This window comes from Streptomyces longwoodensis (assembly GCF_001514125.1).
Lineage (GTDB): Bacteria > Actinomycetota > Actinomycetes > Streptomycetales > Streptomycetaceae > Streptomyces > Streptomyces longwoodensis.
Genome location: NZ_KQ948550.1, coordinates 85,703 through 107,930, shown reverse-complemented (window position 1 = coordinate 107,930; position 22,228 = coordinate 85,703). Strand labels below are relative to the sequence as shown.

21 protein-coding genes are annotated in these 22,228 nt (G+C 74.5%); 15 read left to right on the top strand and 6 right to left on the bottom strand.

Annotated features, from left to right (window positions below; genetic code table 11):
* Positions 1-23: 23 nt before the first annotated feature.
* Together AQJ30_RS05470 and AQJ30_RS05465 are read right to left on the bottom strand one after the other, a co-directional pair.
* Positions 24-215: a hypothetical protein gene (locus AQJ30_RS05470; RefSeq protein WP_067229287.1), complete on the bottom strand. Its 192-nt coding sequence runs from the start codon at positions 213-215 to the stop codon at positions 24-26.
* A gap of 56 nt (positions 216-271) precedes the next feature.
* Entirely contained in the window at positions 272-646 is a 375-nt protein-coding gene (locus AQJ30_RS05465) for a peptidase inhibitor family I36 protein (RefSeq protein WP_067229285.1), read from the bottom strand.
* A gap of 213 nt (positions 647-859) precedes the next feature.
* Here AQJ30_RS05465 and AQJ30_RS05460 point away from each other — a divergent pair, with 213 nt between their 5' ends.
* From AQJ30_RS05460 to AQJ30_RS05430, 7 genes are all read left to right on the top strand, one after another.
* Positions 860-1,057 (top strand): DUF4236 domain-containing protein, encoded by a 198-nt coding sequence (locus tag AQJ30_RS05460; protein ID WP_067229282.1) that lies wholly within the window; start codon positions 860-862, stop codon positions 1,055-1,057.
* A 64-nt stretch (positions 1,058-1,121) separates the two neighbouring features.
* Positions 1,122-2,651 (top strand): helix-turn-helix domain-containing protein, encoded by a 1,530-nt coding sequence (locus AQJ30_RS05455; protein ID WP_067229280.1) that lies wholly within the window; start codon positions 1,122-1,124, stop codon positions 2,649-2,651.
* Positions 2,652-3,229: 578 nt separating this feature from the next.
* Complete coding sequence (locus tag AQJ30_RS05450) at positions 3,230-4,975, top strand: sensor histidine kinase (RefSeq protein WP_107119490.1); 1,746 nt, start codon at positions 3,230-3,232, stop codon at positions 4,973-4,975.
* A 129-nt stretch (positions 4,976-5,104) separates the two neighbouring features.
* Entirely contained in the window at positions 5,105-5,524 is a 420-nt protein-coding gene (locus tag AQJ30_RS05445) for a roadblock/LC7 domain-containing protein (protein WP_067229278.1), read from the top strand.
* Positions 5,521-5,877, top strand: coding sequence for a DUF742 domain-containing protein (locus AQJ30_RS05440; protein ID WP_067229275.1), 357 nt, complete (start codon positions 5,521-5,523; stop codon positions 5,875-5,877). Before AQJ30_RS05445 ends, AQJ30_RS05440 begins: the two co-directional genes overlap by 4 nt.
* The gene (locus tag AQJ30_RS05435) at positions 5,858-6,475 is read left to right on the top strand and encodes a GTP-binding protein (RefSeq protein ID WP_067229272.1); all 618 of its coding nucleotides are present in this window, start codon (positions 5,858-5,860) and stop codon (positions 6,473-6,475) included. The genes AQJ30_RS05440 and AQJ30_RS05435 overlap by 20 nt, the downstream gene beginning before the upstream one ends.
* On the top strand, positions 6,472-7,740 hold the full coding sequence (locus AQJ30_RS05430; protein WP_067229270.1) for a cytochrome P450: 1,269 nt from the start codon (positions 6,472-6,474) through the stop codon (positions 7,738-7,740). The genes AQJ30_RS05435 and AQJ30_RS05430 overlap by 4 nt, the downstream gene beginning before the upstream one ends.
* A gap of 148 nt (positions 7,741-7,888) precedes the next feature.
* Here the strand turns inward: AQJ30_RS05430 and AQJ30_RS05425 are convergent, their stop codons facing one another.
* Positions 7,889-9,115: a cytochrome P450 gene (locus AQJ30_RS05425; protein WP_067229267.1), complete on the bottom strand. Its 1,227-nt coding sequence runs from the start codon at positions 9,113-9,115 to the stop codon at positions 7,889-7,891.
* 181 nt (positions 9,116-9,296) lie between these two features.
* Between AQJ30_RS05425 and AQJ30_RS39130 the strand changes: the two genes are divergently transcribed.
* The 5 genes from AQJ30_RS39130 to AQJ30_RS05400 all read left to right on the top strand — a co-directional run bounded on the left by AQJ30_RS39130 (position 9,297) and on the right by AQJ30_RS05400 (position 17,090).
* Entirely contained in the window at positions 9,297-10,775 is a 1,479-nt protein-coding gene (locus AQJ30_RS39130; RefSeq protein WP_245726820.1) for a S1 family peptidase, read from the top strand.
* Positions 10,776-10,902: 127 nt separating this feature from the next.
* On the top strand, positions 10,903-13,218 hold the full coding sequence (locus AQJ30_RS05415; RefSeq protein WP_067230855.1) for a tetratricopeptide repeat protein: 2,316 nt from the start codon (positions 10,903-10,905) through the stop codon (positions 13,216-13,218).
* A 100-nt stretch (positions 13,219-13,318) separates the two neighbouring features.
* On the top strand, positions 13,319-14,707 hold the full coding sequence (locus AQJ30_RS05410) for a vWA domain-containing protein (protein WP_067230852.1): 1,389 nt from the start codon (positions 13,319-13,321) through the stop codon (positions 14,705-14,707).
* A complete protein-coding gene (locus AQJ30_RS05405) occupies positions 14,704-15,822 on the top strand; it encodes a hypothetical protein (protein WP_245726819.1) in 1,119 nt (372 codons plus the stop codon). The genes AQJ30_RS05410 and AQJ30_RS05405 overlap by 4 nt, the downstream gene beginning before the upstream one ends.
* Positions 15,819-17,090 carry an extracellular solute-binding protein gene (locus tag AQJ30_RS05400; RefSeq protein ID WP_067229264.1) on the top strand — a complete coding sequence of 424 codons (1,272 nt, stop codon included), beginning with the start codon at positions 15,819-15,821 and terminating at the stop codon, positions 17,088-17,090. The genes AQJ30_RS05405 and AQJ30_RS05400 overlap by 4 nt, the downstream gene beginning before the upstream one ends.
* A 69-nt stretch (positions 17,091-17,159) precedes the next feature.
* Here AQJ30_RS05400 and AQJ30_RS05395 read toward each other — a convergent pair whose 3' ends face one another.
* Positions 17,160-17,636: a DUF6299 family protein gene (locus AQJ30_RS05395; protein ID WP_245726818.1), complete on the bottom strand. Its 477-nt coding sequence runs from the start codon at positions 17,634-17,636 to the stop codon at positions 17,160-17,162.
* A gap of 259 nt (positions 17,637-17,895) precedes the next feature.
* Between AQJ30_RS05395 and AQJ30_RS05390 the strand changes: the two genes are divergently transcribed.
* The gene (locus AQJ30_RS05390) at positions 17,896-18,108 is read left to right on the top strand and encodes a DUF5999 family protein (protein WP_067229262.1); all 213 of its coding nucleotides are present in this window, start codon (positions 17,896-17,898) and stop codon (positions 18,106-18,108) included.
* Positions 18,109-18,130: 22 nt separating this feature from the next.
* Here AQJ30_RS05390 and AQJ30_RS05385 read toward each other — a convergent pair whose 3' ends face one another.
* A complete protein-coding gene (locus AQJ30_RS05385; protein ID WP_067229260.1) occupies positions 18,131-18,532 on the bottom strand; it encodes a RidA family protein in 402 nt (133 codons plus the stop codon).
* A complete protein-coding gene (locus AQJ30_RS05380) occupies positions 18,529-19,662 on the bottom strand; it encodes an acyl-CoA dehydrogenase family protein (RefSeq protein WP_067229257.1) in 1,134 nt (377 codons plus the stop codon). The genes AQJ30_RS05385 and AQJ30_RS05380 overlap by 4 nt, the downstream gene beginning before the upstream one ends.
* Positions 19,663-19,785: 123 nt before the next feature.
* On the opposite strand from AQJ30_RS05380, the gene AQJ30_RS05375 reads away from it, so the two are divergent.
* Together AQJ30_RS05375 and AQJ30_RS05370 are read left to right on the top strand one after the other, a co-directional pair.
* Entirely contained in the window at positions 19,786-21,375 is a 1,590-nt protein-coding gene (locus tag AQJ30_RS05375) for an AMP-binding protein (protein ID WP_067229255.1), read from the top strand.
* A 15-nt stretch (positions 21,376-21,390) separates the two neighbouring features.
* Positions 21,391-22,218 carry a PaaX family transcriptional regulator gene (locus AQJ30_RS05370; protein WP_067229252.1) on the top strand — a complete coding sequence of 276 codons (828 nt, stop codon included), beginning with the start codon at positions 21,391-21,393 and terminating at the stop codon, positions 22,216-22,218.
* The last annotated feature ends 10 nt before the right edge of the window (positions 22,219-22,228 follow it).

The window sequence follows — 22,228 nt, the reverse complement described above, 5'->3', positions numbered from 1 at the left end:
GTGAGTGGACGGGCGCCCGGCCCCTACTGGTAGCAGGGGGGCGCGCACAGCACGGTGACCGTGCCGCTGCCGGCGGGCGTTCGGTGATGGGTGAGGGTCGTGGGTGTCCTGCTGGTCTCCCACGGCATCGGGGCGGCCATGGCCTGGGGAGCGAGCGCGGCGACGATCGCGCTGCTCACGATGACGGCCGCTGCCGCGCGCTCGCGCAGGCGCATCCGGGCTCCTCGAGCGGTGTCGGGTGGACGGTGGGGGCCGGTGACGGCGAGCCGGGTCAGCACTCGCCGCGCCACCTCACCGACTTGATGGTGATGTTGTTCCACTGGTGCGCGTACTGGCCGCTGCCGGGGGCGTAGTGGATGCAGGTGGAGTAGCTGACGCCGCCCGCCGTGTAGCCCAGCTGGACGTGGTCGGCGCCGGGGTCGGGGTAGCCGTTGTTGAAGGTGGACTGGACGTTGGTGAGGGTGCCGGACCAGTTGGCCTGGGTCGCGAGGAGCAGACGGCCGCCCTCGAAGGTCGCGGAGTAGGCGCAGAAGGCCCCCCTGGGGCAGGTGGGGTGCGAGACGTCGGCCGAGGCCGGGGCGGAGACCCCGACGGACGCGGCGAGTGCACCCGCTGCGGCGAGGACGCCGAGACTGCGACGGCGCATGAGTGGTTCCCCCTGAGGTCGTGACGTACCGCCGCCGGGACGCTCCGCGGCGGCGGGGAAGGTCGTCCGTCACCGTAGGTCCGGGCCGCAGGCCGGAGGCACCAACGCGTGCACGGGGACTCGCCAGTTCGCGCACGGGACGCGGGGCGTCTCATTTCGGGAAGCCGGGGTAACCGCAGTCCAACGAACCGAACCGGACCGCAAGGAGGCCCGATGCCCCTCACCTTCCGCAAGAGCTTCCAGATCCTTCCCGGGGTACGCCTGAACATCAACAAGCGCTCGTGGTCCATCACCACCGGCGGCAAGAACGGGCCCCGGCACACCCACAGCAGCACCGGACGTCGTACGACATCGATGGATTTGCCCGGACCTTTCGGGTGGCGGAAGACCCGCAAGGGCGGCGGGCACTGACATCCCGTCACCCGAACGGACCCCCCAAGAGGCGCCATCTCATATCTGAGATAACCTCAACCTCATGTCAGACGATTACCTCGTACGCATCGGCAAGCTCATCCGTGACGCCCGTCAGCACCGGGGCTGGACGCAGACGCAGCTCGCCGAGGCGCTCGGCACCAGCCAGAGCGCCGTCAACCGCATCGAGCGCGGCAACCAGAACATCAGCCTTGAGATGATCGCCCGAATCGGTGAGGCCCTCGACAGCGAGATCGTCTCACTGGGCTACGCCGGTCCGATGCACCTGCGCGTGGTCGGTGGGCGCCGGCTGTCCGGCGCCATCGACGTCAAGACCAGCAAGAACGCCTGCGTGGCCCTGCTGTGCGCCTCCCTGCTGAACACCGGGCGCACGGTGCTGCGCCGGGTGGCGCGCATCGAGGAGGTCTACCGCCTGCTGGAGGTCCTCAACTCCATCGGCGTGCGCACCCGTTGGATCAGCGACGGCGTGGACCTGGAGATCGTGCCGCCGGCCGACCTGAACCTGGCGGCCATCGACGCCGAGGCCGCCGTGCGCACCCGGTCCATCATCATGTTCCTCGGCCCGCTGCTGCACCGCATGGACCGCTTCATGCTCCCCTACGCCGGCGGCTGCGACCTGGGCACGCGGACCATCGAGCCGCACATGATCGCGCTGCGCCGGTTCGGCCTGGAGGTGGCGGCGACCGAGGGCCAGTACCACGCCGTCGTCGACCGCTCCGTCCGCCCGGACCGTCCCATCGTGCTGACCGAGCGCGGGGACACCGTCACCGAGAACGCGCTGCTCGCCGCGGCCCGCCACGACGGCGTGACCGTCATCCGCAACGCCTCCTCCAACTACATGGTCCAGGACCTGTGCTTCTTCCTGGAGGCGCTGGGCGTCGAGGTCGAGGGCATCGGCACGACCACGCTCACCGTGCACGGCGTGCCGCGGATCGACGTGGACGTGGACTACTCCCCCTCCGAGGACCCGGTCGAGGCGATGAGCCTGGTGGCCGCCGCGGTGGTGACCGAGTCGGAGCTGACGGTGCGCCGGGTGCCGATCGAGTTCCTGGAGATCGAGCTCGCGGTGCTGGAGGAGATGGGCCTCGACCACGACCGCACGCCCGAGTACGTCGCCGACAACGGCCGTACCCGCCTGGTCGACCTGACGGTCCGCCCCTCCAAGCTGGAGGCGCCGATCGACAAGATCCACCCGATGCCGTTCCCCGGCCTGAACATCGACAACGTCCCGTTCTTCGCGGCCATCGCGGCCACCGCGCAGGGCCAGACCCTCATCCACGACTGGGTCTACGACAACCGCGCGATCTACCTGACCGACCTCAACCGCCTCGGCGGCCGGCTCCAGCTCCTCGACCCGCACCGGGTGCTGGTCGAGGGCCCGACCCGCTGGCGCGCCGCCGAGATGATGTGCCCGCCGGCCCTGCGCCCGGCGGTGGTCGTGCTGCTCGCGATGATGGCGGCGGAGGGCACGTCGGTGCTGCGCAACGTCTACGTCATCAACCGGGGGTACGAGGACCTCGCCGAGCGCCTGAACTCGATCGGGGCGCAGATCGAGATCTTTCGGGACATCTGACGCGCTGATGCCGTCGCATCCCGTCCGGGCATCGACTCGGACGGGATGCGACGGCATCCCGCCCAGGGTTGTGAGCAACTGGTGAGCATTGAGCCGGTGTTGCGGAGGTGTTCCGCGCATCACCGGTCGGGCACCCCGGTTTCCCGGTCCGGCTCGGACACGGCGGCGGGTGTGCCGGGGGGCGCTTCGCCGGGAGTGTGCGGATTCCCCGGTCCGGTTCCGGGCGGGTGAGGGCGGCCGGTTGACCGGAAATGCGCGTCAGACGGGCCCCGTTCGGTCGGTCACCGCCCCTCGTGGATCCCCCGCTTCGGGCGGTATGGGCTTCTTTGCGGCTTCACGACGGTCATGGTCGGGCACGCGCGCCTGTCACATGCCGGTGTCAGTGAGATCGTTTCGCGACGAAGTGAACCCGTGACGGGGCCGGGCCCTTCGGCCGGGATGCGGACGGGGACGCGTGGCTAGCATGAGCGGCGTGCTTGATCCGGAGGGGTGACGGGTGTCGCCCGGTGCCCTCCGGGTCGCCGACGACGTCCGGTCGTCACCACGACTCCTGTTCTCGAGGACCGAGGGACCGCGGAATGCCAGTGCCTGCTCGCCCCCGCCAGCGCCGGAGCGTGAAGGGGGCGCGCTCCTTGCCGGTCGCGTTCCCCGCCGCTCTGCTCGTGACCGCCGTGGGGGGTGCGGTGGCCGTCGTCGTCGCCCCGGCGGGGGCGCGGGGCTGGGTGGCAGGGACCGCGGCCGTCGCGTGGGGGTGCCTGGCGGTCGTGGTCGCCGTGACGGCCCGGTCGCTGCGCCGGGCACGCCGGGAGGCCGCCTCGCGCGGCGGAGAGCTGGAGACGGCCCGTAACCACTGGATGCAACGGGGCGCGGAGCTGTCCCAGTTGGTCAACGCCACGCTGCCCGGCCTGGTGCGGCAGATCAAGGGCGGCGCGCGGCCCGCCGACGCACTGGCGCACGCGAGCGCGCCGTCCGACCCTCATCTGCGCCAGCTGGCGGAGGTGTTCGTCACCGAGGTGGCCGCGGCGCACCGGCGCGCCACCGGGGCCGAGGGTGAACTGCGGGCGCTGCGCGAGGAACTGGCACAGGGCAGTGCCGAGTTGGAGCGCCTGACCACGCAGACCCTCCCGGCGGCGGTGGCGCTGCTGCGGGAGGGCAGCTCCGCCGACACCGTGCTGACCCGGTTCGAGTGGCCGCGCAGCGGGCTGCTGCGTGATCCGGCCGAGTGGTTCGTGCGGGAACTCGCCTACAGCGAACGGCGTTCCGCTGCCGCGCAGGCCGCGTCCGCCAAGGCCCTCAGCCGCGTGCAGGCCAAGACCGTGAGCATGCTCGCCGACCTGCGGGACATGCAGGACCGGCACGGCGGGGAAGTCTTCGGTGACCTGCTGCGCCTGGACCACAGCACCTCGCAGCTGGGGCTGATGACCGACCGGCTCGCCCTGCTGATGGGCGGGCGCTCCAGCCGGGTGTGGAACAAGCCGATCGTGGTGGAGAGCATCCTGCGCGGTGCCGTGGGCCGGATCGCCGCCTACCGGCGGGTGCGCCTGCACAACTCCAGCAAGGCCGCCCTCTCCGGCTTCGCCGCCGAAGGGGTGATGCACCTGCTGGCCGAACTCATGGACAACGCCGCCAACTTCTCGCCGCCCATCGACGAGGTCCACGTCTATGTGGAGGAGCGCAGCGCCGGCCTCGTCGTCACCATCGAGGACAGCGGACTGAAGATGTCCGACGCGGCCATGCGCCGTGCGGAGGAGGCCGTGTCCGGCAAGGTCACCGACCTGGCCTCGCTGCAGGGCACCCGGCTGGGCCTGGCGGTGGTGGGACGGCTCGCCGTCAAGTACGGCATCAGCGTCAACTACCGTCCTTCCTCGCGCGGCGGCACCGGCGTCGTGGTGCTCCTGCCGCCGCAGCTCGTGGCCCAGCAGCGCGAGCCGGTCGTGGCCGAGCGGTCCCGGCGCGACCAGGACTCGGGGCCGGCGCCGGTGGCCGTGCCGGAACCGGTGGCCGTGCCGGAACCGGTGGCCGCGGCCGCCGAGCCCCTGCCGGTGCGCACCCGCACACCCGACGCGGACACCGCTCCCGCCCGCCCCGTCGGCGCGGCCGGCGGACGGGCGGCCACCCCGGGGGGTCTGCCCGTGCGCGCCCCGGGCCGCACCATGGCCGAGGCGGAGCGCGAACGGCAGCGGCCGGACGCCGCCCCGTCCGGCACGCAGCCGGCGCCGGGTCCGGCGCGTGACGCCGGCAGCCGGTTCGGCGCCTTCCACCGCGGCCGGCACGGCGCGGCGTCCGGCACCGAGGACCCGCGGCCGGCCCCGCACGACGAGTAGCCCCTCCCCGACCCGGCCTTCGCGGGCGCTCCCGTCCGGCCACCACTCCTGCACCTGTTGCCCCACCTCGCCTGATTGGAGGTACGGGCCGGGTGGGCCCTGACCGGTCCGCGCCCGGCCCCACCCACCATGGAGACCACTGACACCAGCCTGACTTGGCTGCTGACGAACCTCTTGGAGCGCACGCCGGGCACCCGCCACGCCCTGGTCCTGTCGCGGGACGGACTGAAGCTGTGCTGGACGCCGCACCTGACGCTCGACCAGGCCGACCAGCTGGCGGCCATCTGCTCCGGCATCCAGGCCCTGTCGCAGGGCGCCTCGGTGGAGTTCGGTGACGGCACCGGCGGGGTGCGGCACTCGATGACCGAGTTCCACGGCGGCCTGCTGTTCATCGTGGAGGCCGGCGAGGGCGCGCACCTCGCCGTCGTGGCCGAGGAGAGCGCCGACCCGGGGGTGGTGGGCCACCAGATGACCGAGCTGGTCGAGCAGATCGGCGACCACCTGCGGGCCGAGCCGCGCACCCCCGCCGGCAGGGGTGCCACCGCGTGATCCGCAAACCCGTGGACGTCGGTGATCCCGACCGGCTGTACATGGTCACGGGTGGGCGCAGCGAGGCCGACGACTCGTTCGACCTGGTGACCCTGGTCGTCAGCGAGAGCGAGCCCACCCAGGGCATGCAGTCGGAGCACGTCCGCATCCTGGAGCTGTGCCGGCACCCCACCGCGGTCGTCGAGATCTCGGCGGAACTGGCGCTGCCCGTCACCGTGGTACGGATCCTGCTCGGCGACCTGCACGACATGGGCAAGGTAAGCGCCCGTCATCCCCGCGCCGCCGCATCCGTCGCGGGCCTCCCCGAAACCGCACTGCTCCAGGAGGTCCTCCATGGGCTCCGTAACCTCTGAGCTGCCGCTGCAGCGCACACCGCTGGCCGATGCCGCCGAGACCGGCCTGAAGATCGTCGTCGTGGGCGGCTTCGGCGTCGGCAAGACCACCCTGGTGCGCTCGGTCAGCGAGATACGGCCGCTGAACACCGAGGAGGTGATGACGCAGGCGGGACGGGGCGTCGACGAGACGACGGGCGTCGAGCAGAAGACCACCACCACCGTCGCCTTCGACTTCGGGCGCATCAGCCTCAACCAGCACATGGTGCTCTACCTGTTCGGCGCACCGGGGCAGGAGCGGTTCTGGTTCCTGTGGGACCGCCTGTTCTCGGGCACGCTCGGCGCCGTGGTCCTCGTGGACACCCGCCGCATGGAGGACTCCTGGTACGCGATCGACCGGCTGGAGCACCACCGCACGCCGTTCGTGGTCGCGGTCAACCGCTTCGACGGCGACGACCGCCGCTTCTCCCTGGAGGAGATCCGCCAGTCGCTCGCCCTGGGCGAGCACGTGCCGATGATCGACTGCGACGCGCGGCTGAGGTCGTCCTGCAAGGAGGTCCTCATCTGCCTGGTGGACCACCTGTACGCACTGGCACTGTCCCAGGAGGGCACCCCATGAGCGACACCGCCGCCTCCCCGTCGGGGGCCGCCACTCCCCCGCCCGGCTGCCCCGCACACTCCCGGGCCGTGCCCCTGGGCGGCCTGGAGTACCAGCAGACGCCCTCCCAGCTCTACCGGACGCTGCGCCGCGAACACGGCGCGGTCGCACCCGTGCTGCTGGACAACGACATCCCGGCCTGGCTGGTGCTGGGCTACCCCGAGGTGTCGTTCGTCACCAGTCACGACGAGCTGTTCGCGCGGGACTCGCGGCGCTGGAACCAGTGGCCGCACATCCCGCCGGACTGGCCGCTGCTCCCCTTCGTGGGCCACCAGCCGTCGGTGCTGTTCACCGAGGGCGCCGAGCACCAGCGCCGGGCGGGAGTGATCACGCACGCGCTGGAGGGCGTCGACCAGTTCGAGCTGGCCCGTGAGTGCCAGCTGATCGCCGAGCAGCTCATCGGCCGCTTCGCGGGCAGCGGGCAGGCCGAGTTGATGAGCGGGTACGCCCACGCCCTGCCGGCTCGTGCGGTGCTGTGGATGTGCGGCATGGAGCAGGGCGGCGCGGACACCGAGCGACTCGTCGACGACCTGCGGATCTCCCTGGACGCCGGTGAGGGCGACGACCCGGTGGCCGCCTACGGGCGGGTCGGCGAGCGCATCATGCAGCTCGTGAAGGACAAGCGGGACAGGCCCGGCCCCGACGTCACCTCGCGGATGCTGCTGGACCCGGCCGGCCTCACCGACGAGGAGGTCGTCCAGGACCTGATCTCGGTCATCGCGGCGGCCCAGCAGCCCACCGGCAACTGGATCGGCAACACCTTGCGCCTGCTGCTGACCGACGAGCGGTTCGCGGTCAACGTCTCCGGCGGCCGGGTCAGCGTCGGCGACGCGCTCAACGAGGTGCTGTGGCTGGACACGCCGACCCAGAACTTCATCGGCCGCTGGGCGGTGCGTGACACCCAGCTGGGCGGGCGGCTCATCCGTGAGGGCGACTGCGTGGTGCTGGGTCTGGCGGCGGCCAACACCGACCCGCAGATCTGGCCCGAGTCGCACGTCGGCGCCGAGAACTCCGCCCACCTGTCGTTCAGCAACGGCGAGCACCGCTGCCCGTACCCGGCGCCGTTGCTGGCGGACGTCATGGCACGCACCGCGGTGGAGACGCTGATGGAGCACCTTCCCGACCTCGTGCTGGGCGTCGAGCCGGAGGAGCTGACCTGGCGTCCGTCGATCTGGATGCGTGGACTGACGTCCCTGCCGGTGGAGTTCACCCCGGCGGTGCGCTGAACCGACGCGGGCCGGGGACTGCCGACGGGCCGGGGACCGCCCACGGGCCGGGGACTGCCGACGGGCCGGGGACCCCAGGCGGGCCGGGCACCGTCGACGGGCCGGGGACCGGGACCCGGCCCCCTCGGGGGCCGGGAGTCCGCGCCCTTCAGGCGGTGACCGGGGTGAAGCGCACCGGCAGCGACTGCGGGCCGCGGGTGAACACGCCCTGCTCGACCGGGTCGAAGCCGTCGGCCAGACGCAGGTCGGGCATGGCGTCCAGCAGGTGGTTCACCCCGGTCTCCACCTCGGCCTTGGCCAGCAGCGCGCCGACGCAGAAGTGCCTGCCGAGCGCGAAGGCGAGGTGGTCGGCGGCGGCGGAGAACGCCGACGTCGTACTGAGGTCGTCGCGGAAGATGTCGAAGCGGTCCGGATGGCTGAAGCGCCGCTCGTCGCGGTTGGCGGCGCCGATCAGGCAGGTGACCGTCGCCCCGGCCGGGATGGTTCCGCCGCTGACCTCCACGTCCACCGCGGACTGCCGCATGATCATGTGGACCGGCGGGGTGTAGCGCAGGGTCTCCGCGAAGGCCGCCGGTATCAGGCTCCGGTCCGCGCGCACGGCCGCCAGCTGCTCGGGGTGCGTCAGCAGGTTGGCCAGGATGCCGGCGATCGCCTTGTCCGTGGTCTCCCCGCCGGCGGCGAGCAGCAGGCTGCAGAACGCCTTGATGTCCTCGTCGCTCATCCGCACACCGTCCACCTCGGCGGCGCACAGCGTCGACAGCAGGTCGTCGCCCGGCTTCTCCCGCCGCTCCTTGATGACCGGGATCATGTAGTCGGCGAACTCGACCCGGGTGCGCTCGCCGGCCGCCGTCACGTCCGGGTCACCCGCGAGGTTGCCCAGGAAGGCGATGACGGCCGTGTACCAGCCGTGGAAGCGGGCGTGGTCGGCCTTGTCCAGCCCCAGCATGTCGGCGATGACGTTGACCGGGAAGCGGGTCGCGTAGTCGCTGACGATGTCCGCGGACCCGGCGGCGCGGAAGGTGTCGACGAGCTCGCGGGAGTTGCGCTCGATGACCGGCAGGAACTTCTCCCTCAGGTCGCTGCCGCGGAAGGCGGGCGCCACCAGGGCCCGGCGCACCGCGTGCTCCCGTCCGCTCATCTGCAGGATCGTCCTGCCGTGCACCGGCTCCAGCTGCCAGTCGTAGTTGTCGGTCGTGAACTCGGACTTCTTGTCCTTGAAGATCCGCTCGACGTCCTCGTAGCGGGAGACGATGTAGCTGCGGGTGGCCTCATGCCAGATCAGGGGCTCCCTCTCCCGCATCACCGCGTACGCCGGGTAGGGGTCCGCGGCGAACTCGGGCGAAAGGATGTCAGGGAGCTGCGGTGCGACGGACACGGGACTCCTCGAGGTCGACTACGGGACTCGGGAGCCAGGTTATTGATCTTCAGATGACTCAAACAGCCCAGTCCTGGCCGAAGTTGAGCACCGAGTCGGTCAACTCCTGGCCACATGCGTGTCGAGCAGCCTGCTCCCGAGTCTAGGGACGCACCCCGCTGTGGCCGTAGTGTGAGATGACATGGGGGAGTTACGTGCGGACTGGAGACTGCGGCTGCGGCGCGACGACGCGCACGGTCCGGTCTGCGGTGCCGGTGTGCTCGTCGACCAGTGGACGGCGCTGACCTGTGCGCACGTGGTGGGCCGCCCGGACGCCGTGCTGTGGGCCGAGTTCGCCGAGAACAGCGCGCTCGCCCCGGTCCGCGCCCGCGTCCTGCCCGGCGGCTGGCTGCCGGAACGGGCGGACGGCGAGGACGTCGCCGTACTGCGCCTGGACAGCCCGCGGCCCCAGGCGCGCCCCGCCCCGCTGGACCCCGGGGTGTGGGGCGGCATGGAGGTGTACGCGACCGGCTATGCCGACGGCTTCGACGAGGGGATGAGCCTGTGGGGGCGCATCGGCGGGGCCAGCGGTGAGCTGGTCCAGCTCGACGCCGTCACCAAGGCGGACGTGGTGCGCGAGGGCTTCAGCGGCGCGGCCGTGTGCACCCGGCCGCGGGAGGACCGGCCGGTCCGCGTCGTCGGGCTCGTCGTCAGCTGGCGCGGCGACCTCGGCGCCTTCCTCCCCGAGGACAACCGGCTCGCCTTCTCGTACCTGATCCCCGTCGACCGCATCGCCCGACTGTCGCCGTACGTCGCGGAGTTGAGCCGGCCCGACGCCTGGGACCGGGGCTTCGAGGCACGGGTGACCCGGTGGTTCGACCACCCGGACGAGGACCCGGTGAAGATCACCGTGGTGCCCCCGGGCGGCGGCAAGGAACGCTCGCTGCGCCACCTCACCCACCGGGCCGACGTCGTCCACCGCGGCGGCGCCCGCGTGCCGGACCTCATCGACCACGCCCTGGGCCGGATCGCCTTCCCGGCCGGCGCGTACCTGGCGTACTACGACTGGCTCCGCGGCGCCGGGCCCCGGCCCGCTCCGGCGACCGGTCGCACGGACACAGCCGGCCAGGTCGCTCCGGCGACCGGTCGCACGGACACAGCCGGCCGAGCCGCTCCGGCGGCCGGTCGTACACCCGCACCCGGCCGGGCCGATCGGGCGGCCGGTCACGCCCCCGCACCCGGTCGGGCCGTCCCGGCAGCCGGTGACCCACCCGCCCGGCCCGTCACCCTCCTCGTCGACGGCCTCGACGAGGAGCCGCAGCCGGGCGCCCTGATCGACGTCCTGCAACGGCTGCGGTCCGTCGGTTTCCGGCTGCTGCTCGTCTTCCGTCGCGAGGGCGGGCCGGGCTGGGACGAGGCCTGCGACCGGCTCCTGCGGCCCGCGCTCCTGCACCGGGCGGACGCGCTGCTCGACCGTCTCCAGCGCGTGGAGCTGAGCCGGTCGATCCGCCTGGACGTGGTCGACAGCGCCTCGTTGGGCCCGGTGGCCGAGACCGCCGAGCGGCACCGGGTCACCCGCCGCCGCATCGACGAGGAGCGGGACCCGCACCGGCAACTCGCCCGGCTGCGCGCCCTGATCAGGACGCTGCGCGCCGACCTCGACCGCCACGGGGGGCGTTGATGCCGACGGGCCTGCGCTCCACCTCCCGCCACGGCGCCGGCGCCCCCGCACCGCCCGGCCGGGGAGGAGGACGACCGTGCGGGACACGGAACCGGAGGGGGCCGATGACCGGGAGGGGCACGCCAGGATGACGACCTGTCCGCACCGCCGCTTCAGCGGAGCACCCTGCGGCGGGACCCTGTTGGCCGGCGGCCACTGTGCCGTGTGCGGCCGCGCGCAGGACGGGCCCGGGCTGCCCGCCCTGCCGGACGACCCGCGGGAGCACGGCCCGCGCGCTCTGCTGGCGCTGCCCGAGCGGGAGCCGCGTCCCGCCGCGGAACGCCTCGTGCGTCCCGAGGCGCCGCTGCGCGTCCGCATGAGCTGCTCGTCCGCCGACTGCGGCATCACCTTCGCCCCGCCCTACACCGAGGGCCCGGTGCCGAGCCGGGGTTTCTGCCCGGCCTGCGGCGAGCGCTACTCGTACCGGCCCGAGCTCGCCGAGGGGGACCTGCTGCGCGACCAGTACCGGATCATGGGGCCCATCGCGCACGGCGGCCAGGGCTGGGTCTACCTCGCCGAGGACACCCACCTCGGGGACGTCGTCGCCGTCAAGGGGCTGCTCAACCGGTACGAGCACGACGGTGTGCGGCTCGCCGACGTGGAGCGCCGCAACCTCGTCGCCATCCGTCACCCCCGCATCGTCCAGATCCGCGACTTCGTCGCCCGAGGCGACGGCAGCGGTACGGTCACCGGCGGGTACATCGTCATGGACGACGTCGGCGACGGCACCCTCGCGGCGGTCGTGGAGGAGGTCCGCCGCGGTGAGGCCGTCCTCGACATCGAGCACGTCGCGACGTACGGCTGCCAGATCCTCGAAGCGTTCGTCCACCTGCACGCCGACGGCGAACGCGTCTTCGTCTACGGGGACATGAAGCCGTCCAACGTCGTGCACCACCGGGACGGCGTCAAGGTCATCGACCTCGGCGGCATGCGCGAGCAGGGCCAGACCCAGCCGCCCGCGCACGTGACGCCCGACTACATGGCGCCGGAGACGGGGACGACGGCCGTGCCCACCGTCGCCCACGACCTGCACACCGTCGGCGTCACCCTGCGCGAACTCGCCCGCTGGGCCGTCACCGAGGTCCCGGGACTGGGCGCCGCGTCCTTCGAGCGGGTCGTCGACCGCGCCGTACGGACCGACCCCGGCCGCCGCTTCACCGACGCCCGCGAGATGCTCGGCCAACTGCGCGGCGCCCTGCGGGAGATACGGGCGCTGCGTGGCAAGAGCGACCCGCCCGAGCCCTCCGACTACTTCCGGCCGTCCACCCGGTTGCTGGGCGCCCGGCTCGGCACGGTGCCCGGCATCGAGCACTGGCTGGGGCGGCCCCGCCGCGACCGGTACGAGCCGCCCGTGGCGCCGGCGCTCGACCCCGGCGCCCCCACCCCCACCGAGATCGCCGCCTGTCTGCCGGTGCCCAGGCCCTACCCGGGCGACCCGCAGGCCGCGCGGTTCGAGGTGAGCAGCGGCTACGACCCGGGCCGGCTCCTGCGGCAGGAGGGCGAGAAACCGCGGTCGGTGGAGATCTGTCTGCACAACGTGCGCGTCCTGCTGGGGCGCGACACCCGGCAGGACCTGGACCGGGCCCAGGAGGAACTCGACACGGCGGACTCCGTCCCCGGCCCGTCCGCCGTGCGCCGGTGGCGGCTGGAGTGGCACCGCGCCCTCCTCGCGCTGCGCGCCGCCGGACTCGACGGCGACCCCCGCCCGGTCGCCGACGCCAAGGCCCACTTCACGCGGGTCCACCTCGAACTCCCCGGCGAGTACGCCCCCAAGCTGGCGCTGGCCTACTGCGCGGAGCGGCTCGGCGACGACGCGGCCGGGCCCACCGCCCGGGAGCTGTACGAGGCGGTGTTCGCACGCAATCCGGCGCACGGCGGCGCCGCCCTGGGCCTGGCCAGGCTCGCGCTCCGCGCACGTGACCGGCGGGCGGCCGTGGACGTGCTCGGCCGGGTCCGGCCGGGCACGCTGGACCACACCGTCGCGCGGATCGCCGCCCTGCGCATCCGCGCGGCCCGGCTGCCCGGCGACGGCGACCCGCTGCCCGTACCCGCCGAGGTCGACGCGGCGCTGGCCGAGCTGGCCGGCCTGGTGGGGCGCAGACCGGGCGCCGTGGAGCCGAGCCTGTCCGAGGACGAGGCGCTGCGCCTGCGCACCGAGTTCCACGAGTGGAAGCTGGACGCGGTGCACCACCTCGGCGACCGTCCCGGCCCCGCGGGCCCGGGCGGCGGGCGCGGCCGGCTCGACGCCCGCGCCCTGCGCCGCCTCAGCGCGCCCGAGAGGGTCTTGCGCGAACAACTGGAGTCCCTGTACGCACGGTTGGCGGCCCACCACCAGGAGGAGCCCGCCGCGCACGAGCACTTGGTGGACCTCCTGCACGCCGTACGGCCCCAGACGGTGTTCTGACCGTACGGCGCGGCGACTGCCGCGGGCCCTTCGGGGCGTGGCGGCGGGGAACGGACGACGACCGACCGGACGGCGGCGCGAAGGAGCGGTGACGTACGACATGAGCAGCCTCACCCGGCCGCCGCAGCCGGGCATCCGGCTCCACGTGGACCTCGGCCGCGACCTGCGCCCGCACCGCAGCGCCAAGATCGAGGCGCACCTGCGGGTCGACGTGTCCGCCGACGGCGCCCCCACCGACCTGCCCGCGGTCCAGCTCGCCGTGGTCGTCGCGGTGGACGTCGCCGAGGAGAACCGGGCGGCCGTCCGGCACGCCCTGCCCGCGGCGCTGCGCGCCCTGCCCGACCGCATCTCCTTCGCCGTGCTGGGCAGCGGCCCCGAGCCGGTCCGCTGCTATCCGCGCGGGGGTGAGGAGTGGGCCGTCGCCGACCACGACGAGCGGCGCCGGGCGGCCTTCGTCACGGGGTCGCTGCCGCTGCACCGGGACGGGCCGCGCCCCGCCGGGTACGCCGCCTGGGTGGCGAGGGCGCACGCCCTGCTCGCCGGCCGGCCGGCGTCCGTACGGCACCTGGTGCTGATCACCGACGGCAGCAGCGCGGCCGGCGAGAGCCGCCTGGAGGAGCAACTGGAAGCGTGTGCCGGTGAATTCACCTGTGACGTGTTCGCCGTGGGGACGGACTGGTCCCCCGATCCGCTGCTGGCCCTCGCCGAACGGCTGCACGGGACGGCCGAGTTCGTGGACGAGGGACTCGGCCGGGCGGTCACCGACGCCATCGGGCGCCTGCGCCGGGTGCACACGCCCCGGCTGCCGATCGACGTGACCGTGCGGCCGTGCGTGCGCCAGGTCTCGCTCAGTGAGAAGGCGCCCCGGCCGCACCGCCTGGGCGGTCTGCCCCAGCCCGGCCGGCCGCACCGCTGGAGCTTCCCGACCTACCAGTGGGAGCAGGGCCGGCGGGACTACCTGCTCACCCTGGTCGCCGACTCCGGAGCCGACCCGCTGGAGACCGAGCTGCTGTTCGCCCTGGTCTCCATCGGCGACTTCCACGCGGCGGTCACCGCCCGCTGGCACCTGCCCGGGCAGTCCCCGCCCCACGTCCCGGCGGGCGCCGACAGCGTGCGCGAGCTCAACGCCACCGCCCGGATGCGCGATGCCCTGCGGCGCGGCCTCGCCGCCCTGCGCGACGACCGGCCGGCCACCGCCGAGGACTGCCTGGGGCAGGCCGCCCGGCTGGCGGCCCGGTTCGGCACGGACTGGGTGCTGGACGAGATCCGGGCGGTCGCCGACATCGAGGACGCGTCCGCGGGACGGGTGCGGCCGCGCGCCGTCGACGCCGGCACCCTCGGCCCGATGATCCTGCGCGCCGGGTCCCGTCCCGGCGCACCGCTGCCCGACACCGCCGGGTCCCGGCCGGGCCCGCACTGCGGCGCCTGCGGCAACCCGGCCGGGAGCGAGGCCCGTTACTGCATCGCGTGCGGGAGGGCCCTGCGGTGACGACCACCGGGCGCGGGCGGGGCGGGGGCCGTACACCTTTCGGGCGCGGGCGGGGCGGGGGTCGCACGCCGTTCGGGGGCGCCACCTCCACGAAGCGGCGCTCCCCCGCCGCGCTCCGACGCCGGTACTCCCCCGCCGCCCTCTGGCGCGACCTCCTGCGCCCCTGGCGGACCCGGCGGCTGCTGGAGGTGCACCTGCTGGTGCTGGTGCTGCTCGCGACCGTCGCGGCGAGCGCGCTGTTCCTGTCGTGCCGGCAGGTCCAGCGCAACGCCGACGCGCTCGCGGCCCGGGAGGCGCCGGCCGTGCAGGGGCTGGCCGCCACCCGGCTCGCGGCGCTGCGCGCCGACCAGGAGGTCCACGTGCTGGTGGCCGGGAACCTCATCGGGGTCGCGGGCTCGGGCGAGACCTACCGGTCCCAGCTCTCGGCCGCCGACCAGGGCCTGTCCCGGATCGCCGACCGCACGGACCAGGACCTCGGCACCGTCAAGGGCCTGCTCGCCACCTACACCGACTCGCTCACCCTCGGCGCCTCCCTCTACCGCGACCAGCCCCTCATGCGCGAGCAGAAGCTCCAGGAGGCCCACTCCCTGCTCACCCGCGAGGGCGTGGGGCTCGTGCCCCGCCTGGACGCCCTGCAACGGGTGCAGTTGCGGCACGCGGAGGCCACGGCGGCCATGGGCGGGGTGCAGCGCGGCGTGTGGTGGCTCGCCGAATGCGCCCTGGCCGCACTGGCGTCGACGCTGCTCTCGGCGCTGTTCGTGCTGCGCGACCGCTGCGGCCGGGACTGGAACGCGTACCTGCTCGCGGCGTTCGCCCTCACCGTGCTGCTCGCGGTGGTGCCGCTGATGACGGTGTCGGCGACGGAGGACGGACTCACCCGGGCCGTCGGGGGGTTGCGGCAGATCACCGAGGTGTCCCGGCGCGTCGGCCCGGAACCGGCCGATGCGCAGAAGCGCGTCACCAAGCGGTCGGAGGACGTCCGGGAGGACACCGACGACGGCGCCTGGGCCGACCGGGTGTACCGGGCCACCCTCACCGGCAGCCTGCTGGCCGTCGCACTGCCCGCGCTGGGGCTGGGCCTGCGGCTCGACAAGGACTACTGGAGGCGGCTGTGACCCGGCGGTTCAAGCTACTGGTCCTCGCCCTGGTGATGCTGCTGGTCACCGCCGGTTCCACGGTGGTGCTGTGGGCGCGGCACGACCGGGAGGAGCCGGTGACGATCCTCGGGACGTGGACGGCGGGGCAGGCGGACCGGTTCGAGACCCTGCTGCGCGGCTTCGGCATCCCGTTCCGCTACCAGGGCACCGCCGCCCAGCGGGAGGTGCTGCTCGCCAAGGTGCAGGCGGGCGAGCCCCCGGACATCGTGATCATGCCGGGCATCGGTGAGCTCGCCGAGTACGCCGACCAGCACCTGCTGGAGCCGCTGGACGACCTCTACGACCCGCAGGAGTACGGCGCGCCCTGGATGTCGGCCGGCTCGCCCTCGGACCACCTGTACTGGGTCCCGGTCAAGGCGGACCTGAAGAGCGTCGTCTGGTACCGGCAGGACGAGGCGCCGGCCCGGGGACCGGCGCCCCTGCGGAGCTGGTGCCTCGGCATGGGCGACGACGGCGCGTCGGGCTGGCCCGGCACCGACTGGATCGAGGACCTCGTGCTCCAGCGGGCGGGTCCGCACGTCTACGAGCAGTGGGCCCGGGGCGCAGGCGGCACGCGCTGGTGGCGGAGTGCGCCGGTGCGCGAGGCGTGGGAGGTGTGGGCCGGGCTGCTCCGGCAGGACCGGGGCGCGGCCGCGCACGCCCTGCTGACCGACCACCGCGGCGACCCGGACGGCAACGGGCTGCTGTTCGACGGCTGGGGCGGGTGCACCCTGGAGCACCAGGGTTCCTTCGCGCCCTCGTTCTACGGCGGCGAGGCGGGTCGCGCGCGCATGACGGACTCCGCTCCGCTGCTGCCCGGGGGCGGCCCGGTGCGGGCCCACGAGGTCACCGGCGACTTCGCGGCGCTGTTCGGCGACAGTCCCCGGGCCCGGGCACTGATCCGCCGGCTGGCCTCCGCCCAGGGGCAGCGCAAGTGGGCCGAGCTGGCGGGGGCGGGGGTCTTCTCGGCGAACCGCCGGGTCACGGCCGAGGGCGGGCCGGTCGCCCGCGAGATCGCGCGGCGGCTCGGTGCGGGCCCCCGCTGCCTCGACGCCTCGGACGTCATGGCACCTGCCGTCCGGGACGCCTTCTACGAGGCGGTGCTGCTGACCCTCGCCCGGGTCGCCGCCGGCCAGGACCCGGGGATCGCCGGTCTCCTCCAGGACGTGCAGCGGGTGCAGGACGCGCGGTCCGCGCACACCGCGGGCGGCGGGGCGGCCCCCAGGACGGTGTGCAGCACCGGGTGACCGGAAGGGCCGGGCGATCCCGCGCGGGGTCCGGGCCCCGTCGAGGGTCCGGACCCGGCCGGCCGTCGCTCAGACCGCGCTCAGCTGGACGTCCTGCACCTGCGTCGCGTGGACGTGGGGCAGCGGCACGATGCCGTGGGGGCGCAGCTCCATCAGCGTGGCCTCGACGTGGGCCGCGCCCGCCTTCAGGGGGCTGCTCGTCCCGGCCGTGGTGAGCGTGTCGGACGGCCGTCCGGTGTTCTGCCAGGTGTGCTCGGCGCCGTCGCACACCGCGCGGGTGCCGCCGATGCCGTAGCGGGTCCGCGGCGCGGTGTCCTGGCTGACGGAGGAGCTGACGAAGACGGGGCCGCTGCTGCCGAGGCAGCGGTAGGTGCCGGAGAGGGTGACGGTGCCGTCCGGGGCGATCCGGCCGACCGCGTCGACGGTGACCGACTCGAGGACGCCGGCCGAGGCCGTGACGGTGGGGGCGACGGCCGTGAACAGCAGGGCGGCGCCGGCGGCCGCGCCGAACAGGGGACGCAGAGGGCGCAGAGGACGCAGGGACACGGGATGACCTCCTGGGTGGGGCGGGGTGGTGCGGTGTGTGAGGTCTTCCACTGGTTACCGGGAGGCCGTGCCGACCGCCGTGATCGTCACCCCTTCGGTGGCGAGTCCGCGACGTGCGTGGGCGAACGGTCGCGGGGACGTCCGGGTGCTGTCACGCTTCGCCGCACCCCCTGGCGGGGCGGGTCCCGGCGGGCGCACCGTCGGTCCAGGCGGGACGGCCCGTACGGCCGGTCCCACTCCCTCGACGCGGAGGTGCGCCATGTGCTCCCACCCGACCCCGACGCAGACCCGGCCCAGCGGACGGCCGGCCGACAGCCGGGCCACGCACGTCGTCGCCGCGCACCCCGAGCAGGGCTGGGACCTGCTGTGCGACGGCACGATCGTCTTCGACGACTCGGGTGCGCTGCTCCCGGACGGCCGGGTGCTCGCCCCGCACCGGCTCCCGGCGGACGCCCTCGCGACCGCCGCCTGACGACCTGCGGGGCGCGCCCGGCTCAGTCGGGCAGCACCGCGAAGCCGTCCAGCTCCACCAGTGCCTGCTCGTCCCACAGCCGGACGATCCCGACCACGGCCATCGCCGGGTAGTCGCGCCCGGCCGACGCGCGCCAGGCGCGGCCCAGTTCGGCGGCGTGGGCGCGGTAGGCGGCGACGTCGGTGACGTACACCGTGACCCGGGCGAGGTCGGCGGGTGTGCCGCCCGCGGCGGCGAGCGCGGTCAGCAGGTTGGCCAGCGCCCGCTCGAACTGCTCGGGCAGCGTGGCCCCGACGACCCGGCCGTCACCGTCGAGGGCGGTCTGCCCGGCGAGGAACACCACCCGGGAGCCGGTGGCCACCACCGCGTGGGAGAAGCCGGCCGGCGGGGACAGCTCCGGCGGGTTGACCCGCTGCACGCTCATGCGCCGCCCTCCTCGCGGGACCGGTACAACTCCTTGGCGACGATGCCCCGTTGGACCTCGCTCGCCCCCTCGTAGATGCGGGGCGCGCGCACCTCCCGGTAGAGGTGCTCCAGCAAGTGGCCGCGCTGCAGGGCCCGTGCGCCGTGCAGCTGGACGGCCGTGTCGACGACGTACTGCGCGGTCTCGGTGGCGAGCAGCTTGGCCATCGCGGCGCGCCCGGGGACGTCCGGGGCACCGCTGTCGTACGCCGTGGCCGCCGCGTACACCATCAGGCGGGCGGCCTCCGTGCGCAAGGCCATCTCGGCGACCTGGTGGGCGACACCCTGGAGGTCCTTGAGCTTGCCGCCGAAGGCGTCGCGGCGCGCGGTCCACTCCACGGTGGCGTCCAGGGCCGCCTGGGCCATGCCGACGGCGAAGGCGCCGACGCTGGGCCGGAACAGGTTGAGCGTGCCCATCGCGACCCGGAACCCGGCGTCGACCTCGCCGAGGACGTCGTCCGGGGTGACCGGGACGGCGTCGAAGCGGAGGGTGCCGATGGGGTGCGGGGAGAGCATGTCGAGGGGGGTGCCGGTGAGGCCGGGCCGGCCGGCGGGGACGAGGAAGGCGGTGACGCCCCGGGCGCCCGCGCCGGGTGTGGTCCGGGCGAAGACGGTGGTGAAGTCGGCCTCGGGGGCGTTGGAGATCCACGTCTTCTCGCCGGTCAGCCGCCAGCCGCCGGACCCGTCGGGCGTGGCCGTCAGGGTCAGGGCCGCCGCGTCCGAGCCGGCGCCGGGCTCGCTGAGCGCGAAGGCGGCGACCGCGCGGCCCTCGCCCACCGCGGGCAGCCAGCGCTGCCGTTGGGCGGGGGTGCCGTGGGCGTGCACCGGGTGCGCGCCGAGGCCCTGGAGGGCGAGGGCGGTCTCCGCCTCGGTGCAGACCCGGGCCAGGGACTCGCGCATCAGGCACAGGTCGAGGGCGCCGGAGGTGAACAGGCGGGCGAGCAGGCCGAGTCGGCCGAGTTCGGCCACCAGAGGCCGGTTGACCCGGCCGGGCTCGCCCTTCCCGGCGAGCGGGCGCAGCCGGTCGGCGGCCAGGGCGCGCAGCTCGGCACACCAGGCGGTCCGTTCCGGTCCGAGCGAGAATGCGGGCATCGCCGGTCCCCTCTCCCGTGCACTGCCCCGACCTTATCGCGCCCCGTTGACTGCCGTCACCGACACGATACGCTCGACGGGCGAGCCCACCACGACGCCGGACCGGCAAGGGGGCGCACGGACATGCACGACTCCGCCCACGTCGACACCTTCGCGCGCGACCACCTGCCCCCGCCCGAGCAGTGGCCCGAACTGCGCCTCGACCTGCCGGAGCTGCGCTACCCGGACCGGCTGAACTGCGCCGCCGAGCTGCTGCAGGGCCCGCCCGACGACCGCCCGGCCTTCCGCACCCCGGACGGCACCTGGACCTACGGCGAGCTGCGGGCCCGCGTCGACCGGATCGCGCACGTGCTGACCGGCGGGCTGGGCGTGGTCCCCGGCAACCGGGTGCTGCTGCGCGGCCCCACCACCCCCTGGCTCGCCGCCTGCTGGCTCGCGGTGCTCAAGGCGGGCGGGGTGTGCGTCACGGTCCTCGCCCAGCAGCGCCCGCAGGAGCTGCGCACGATCTGCGGGATCGCCCGGGTGCGGCACGCGCTGTGCGACGTTAGGGCGGTGGACGACCTCGCCAAGGCCGAGGTGCCGGACCTGCGGATCACGACGTACGGCGGTGACGCGCCCGACGACCTGCTGCGCCGCCCGGCACCCGGGGGCGCCTACCGGGCCGTGGCCACCGCCTGCGACGACGTGGCGCTGATCGCGTTCACCTCGGGCACCACGGGCCGCCCCAAGGGCTGCATGCACTTCCACCGGGACGTCCTCGCGGTCGCCGACACCTTCGCCCGGCACGTGCTGAAGCCGCGCGCGGACGACGTGTTCGCGGGCAGTCCCCCGCTGGGCTTCACCTTCGGCCTCGGCGGGCTGGTGGTCTTCCCGCTGCGGGCCGGCGCCTCCGCGCTGCTGCTGGAGCAGGCGGGCCCCCGGCAGCTGCTGCCCGCGATCGCCGGGCACCGGGTGTCGGTGCTGTTCACGGCGCCGACCGCGTACCGGGCGATGCTGAGCGAGCCGGGGGCCCACGACCTGTCGTCCCTGCGCCGCTGCGTCTCGGCCGGCGAGAACCTGCCCGCGGCCACCTGGCACGCCTGGCACGAGCGCACCGGGCTGCGCATCATCAACGGCATCGGCGCCACCGAGCTGCTGCACATCTTCCTGTCGGCCGCCGACGAGGACGCCCGGCCCGGCACCACCGGCTTCCCGGTGCCCGGCTGGCGGGCGCGGGTGCAGGACGCGCACGGCGCGCCCGTGCCCGACGGCGAGCCCGGACTGCTCGCCGTCCAGGGCCCGGTGGGCTGCCGCTACCTCGCCGACCCCCGCCAGCGCGACTACGTGCGCGACGGCTGGAACGTCACCGGGGACACCTACGTGCGCGGGAGCGACGGCTGGTTCCGGTACGTGGCGCGCGCCGACGACATGATCATCTCGGCCGGGTACAACATCGCGGGACCCGAGGTCGAGGAGGCGCTGCTGCGCCACCCGGACGTGGTGGAGGCGGCGGTCGTCGGGCGCGCGGACGAGGACCGCGGGCAGGTCGCGGTCGCCTTCGTGGTGCTGCGCGGGGGTGCCCGGCGGGACGCGGAGGCGCTGCGCGGCTTCGTCCGGCAGGAGCTGGTGCCCTACAAGTGCCCGCGCGAGGTCGTCTTCCTGGACGCGCTGCCGCGCACCGCGACCGGCAAGCTCCAGCGGTTCCGCCTGCGCACCGGGGGCGACCGGCAGTGACGCCGACGACTTAAAATGATCAACGTGTCCGACCAGCACGCTCCCCGGTCCCTGATCGTCACCCTCTACGGCGCCTACGGCCGCTTCGCGCCGGGCCCGGTGCCCGTCGCCGAGCTGATCCGGCTGCTCGCCGCGGTGGGCGTCGACGCCCCCTCGGTGCGCTCCTCGGTGTCCCGGCTGAAACGGCGCGGGCTGCTGCTGCCCGCCCGCACCGCCGAGGGCGCCGCGGGCTACCGGCTCTCGCCCGAGGCACGGCAGTTGCTCGAGGACGGCGACCGGCGCGTCTACGCGTCCGCGCCGCCCGACGACGAGGGCTGGGTGCTCGCGGTGTTCTCGGTGCCGGAGTCGGAGCGGCAGAAGCGCCACGTGCTGCGCTCCCGGCTGGCCGGCCTCGGCTTCGGCACGGCGGCCCCCGGCGTGTGGATCGCCCCGGCCCGGCTGTACGAGGAGACCCGGCACAGCCTGCGGCGGCTGCGGCTCGACCCGTACGTCGACTTCTTCCGCGGGGAGCACCTGGGCTTCGCCGCGACCGTGGAGTCCGTGGCCCGGTGGTGGGACCTGGCGGCCATCGCCAAGGAGCACGAGGCGTTCCTCGACCGGCACGAGGAGGTCCTGCGCGCCTGGGAGCGGCGCGCGGACACCCCGCCGGCCGAGGCCTACCGCGACTACCTGCTCGCCCTGGACTCCTGGCGCCACCTGCCGTACACCGACCCGGGCCTGCCCGCCCGGCTGCTGCCCGCCGACTGGCCGGGCGTGCGCTCGGCCGAGGTGTTCCGGGGCCTGCACCGCCGGCTGCGGGACGCGGGCGCGGAGTTCGCGGGGGTGCCCCGGCAGGACGCCTGACGGCCTCCAA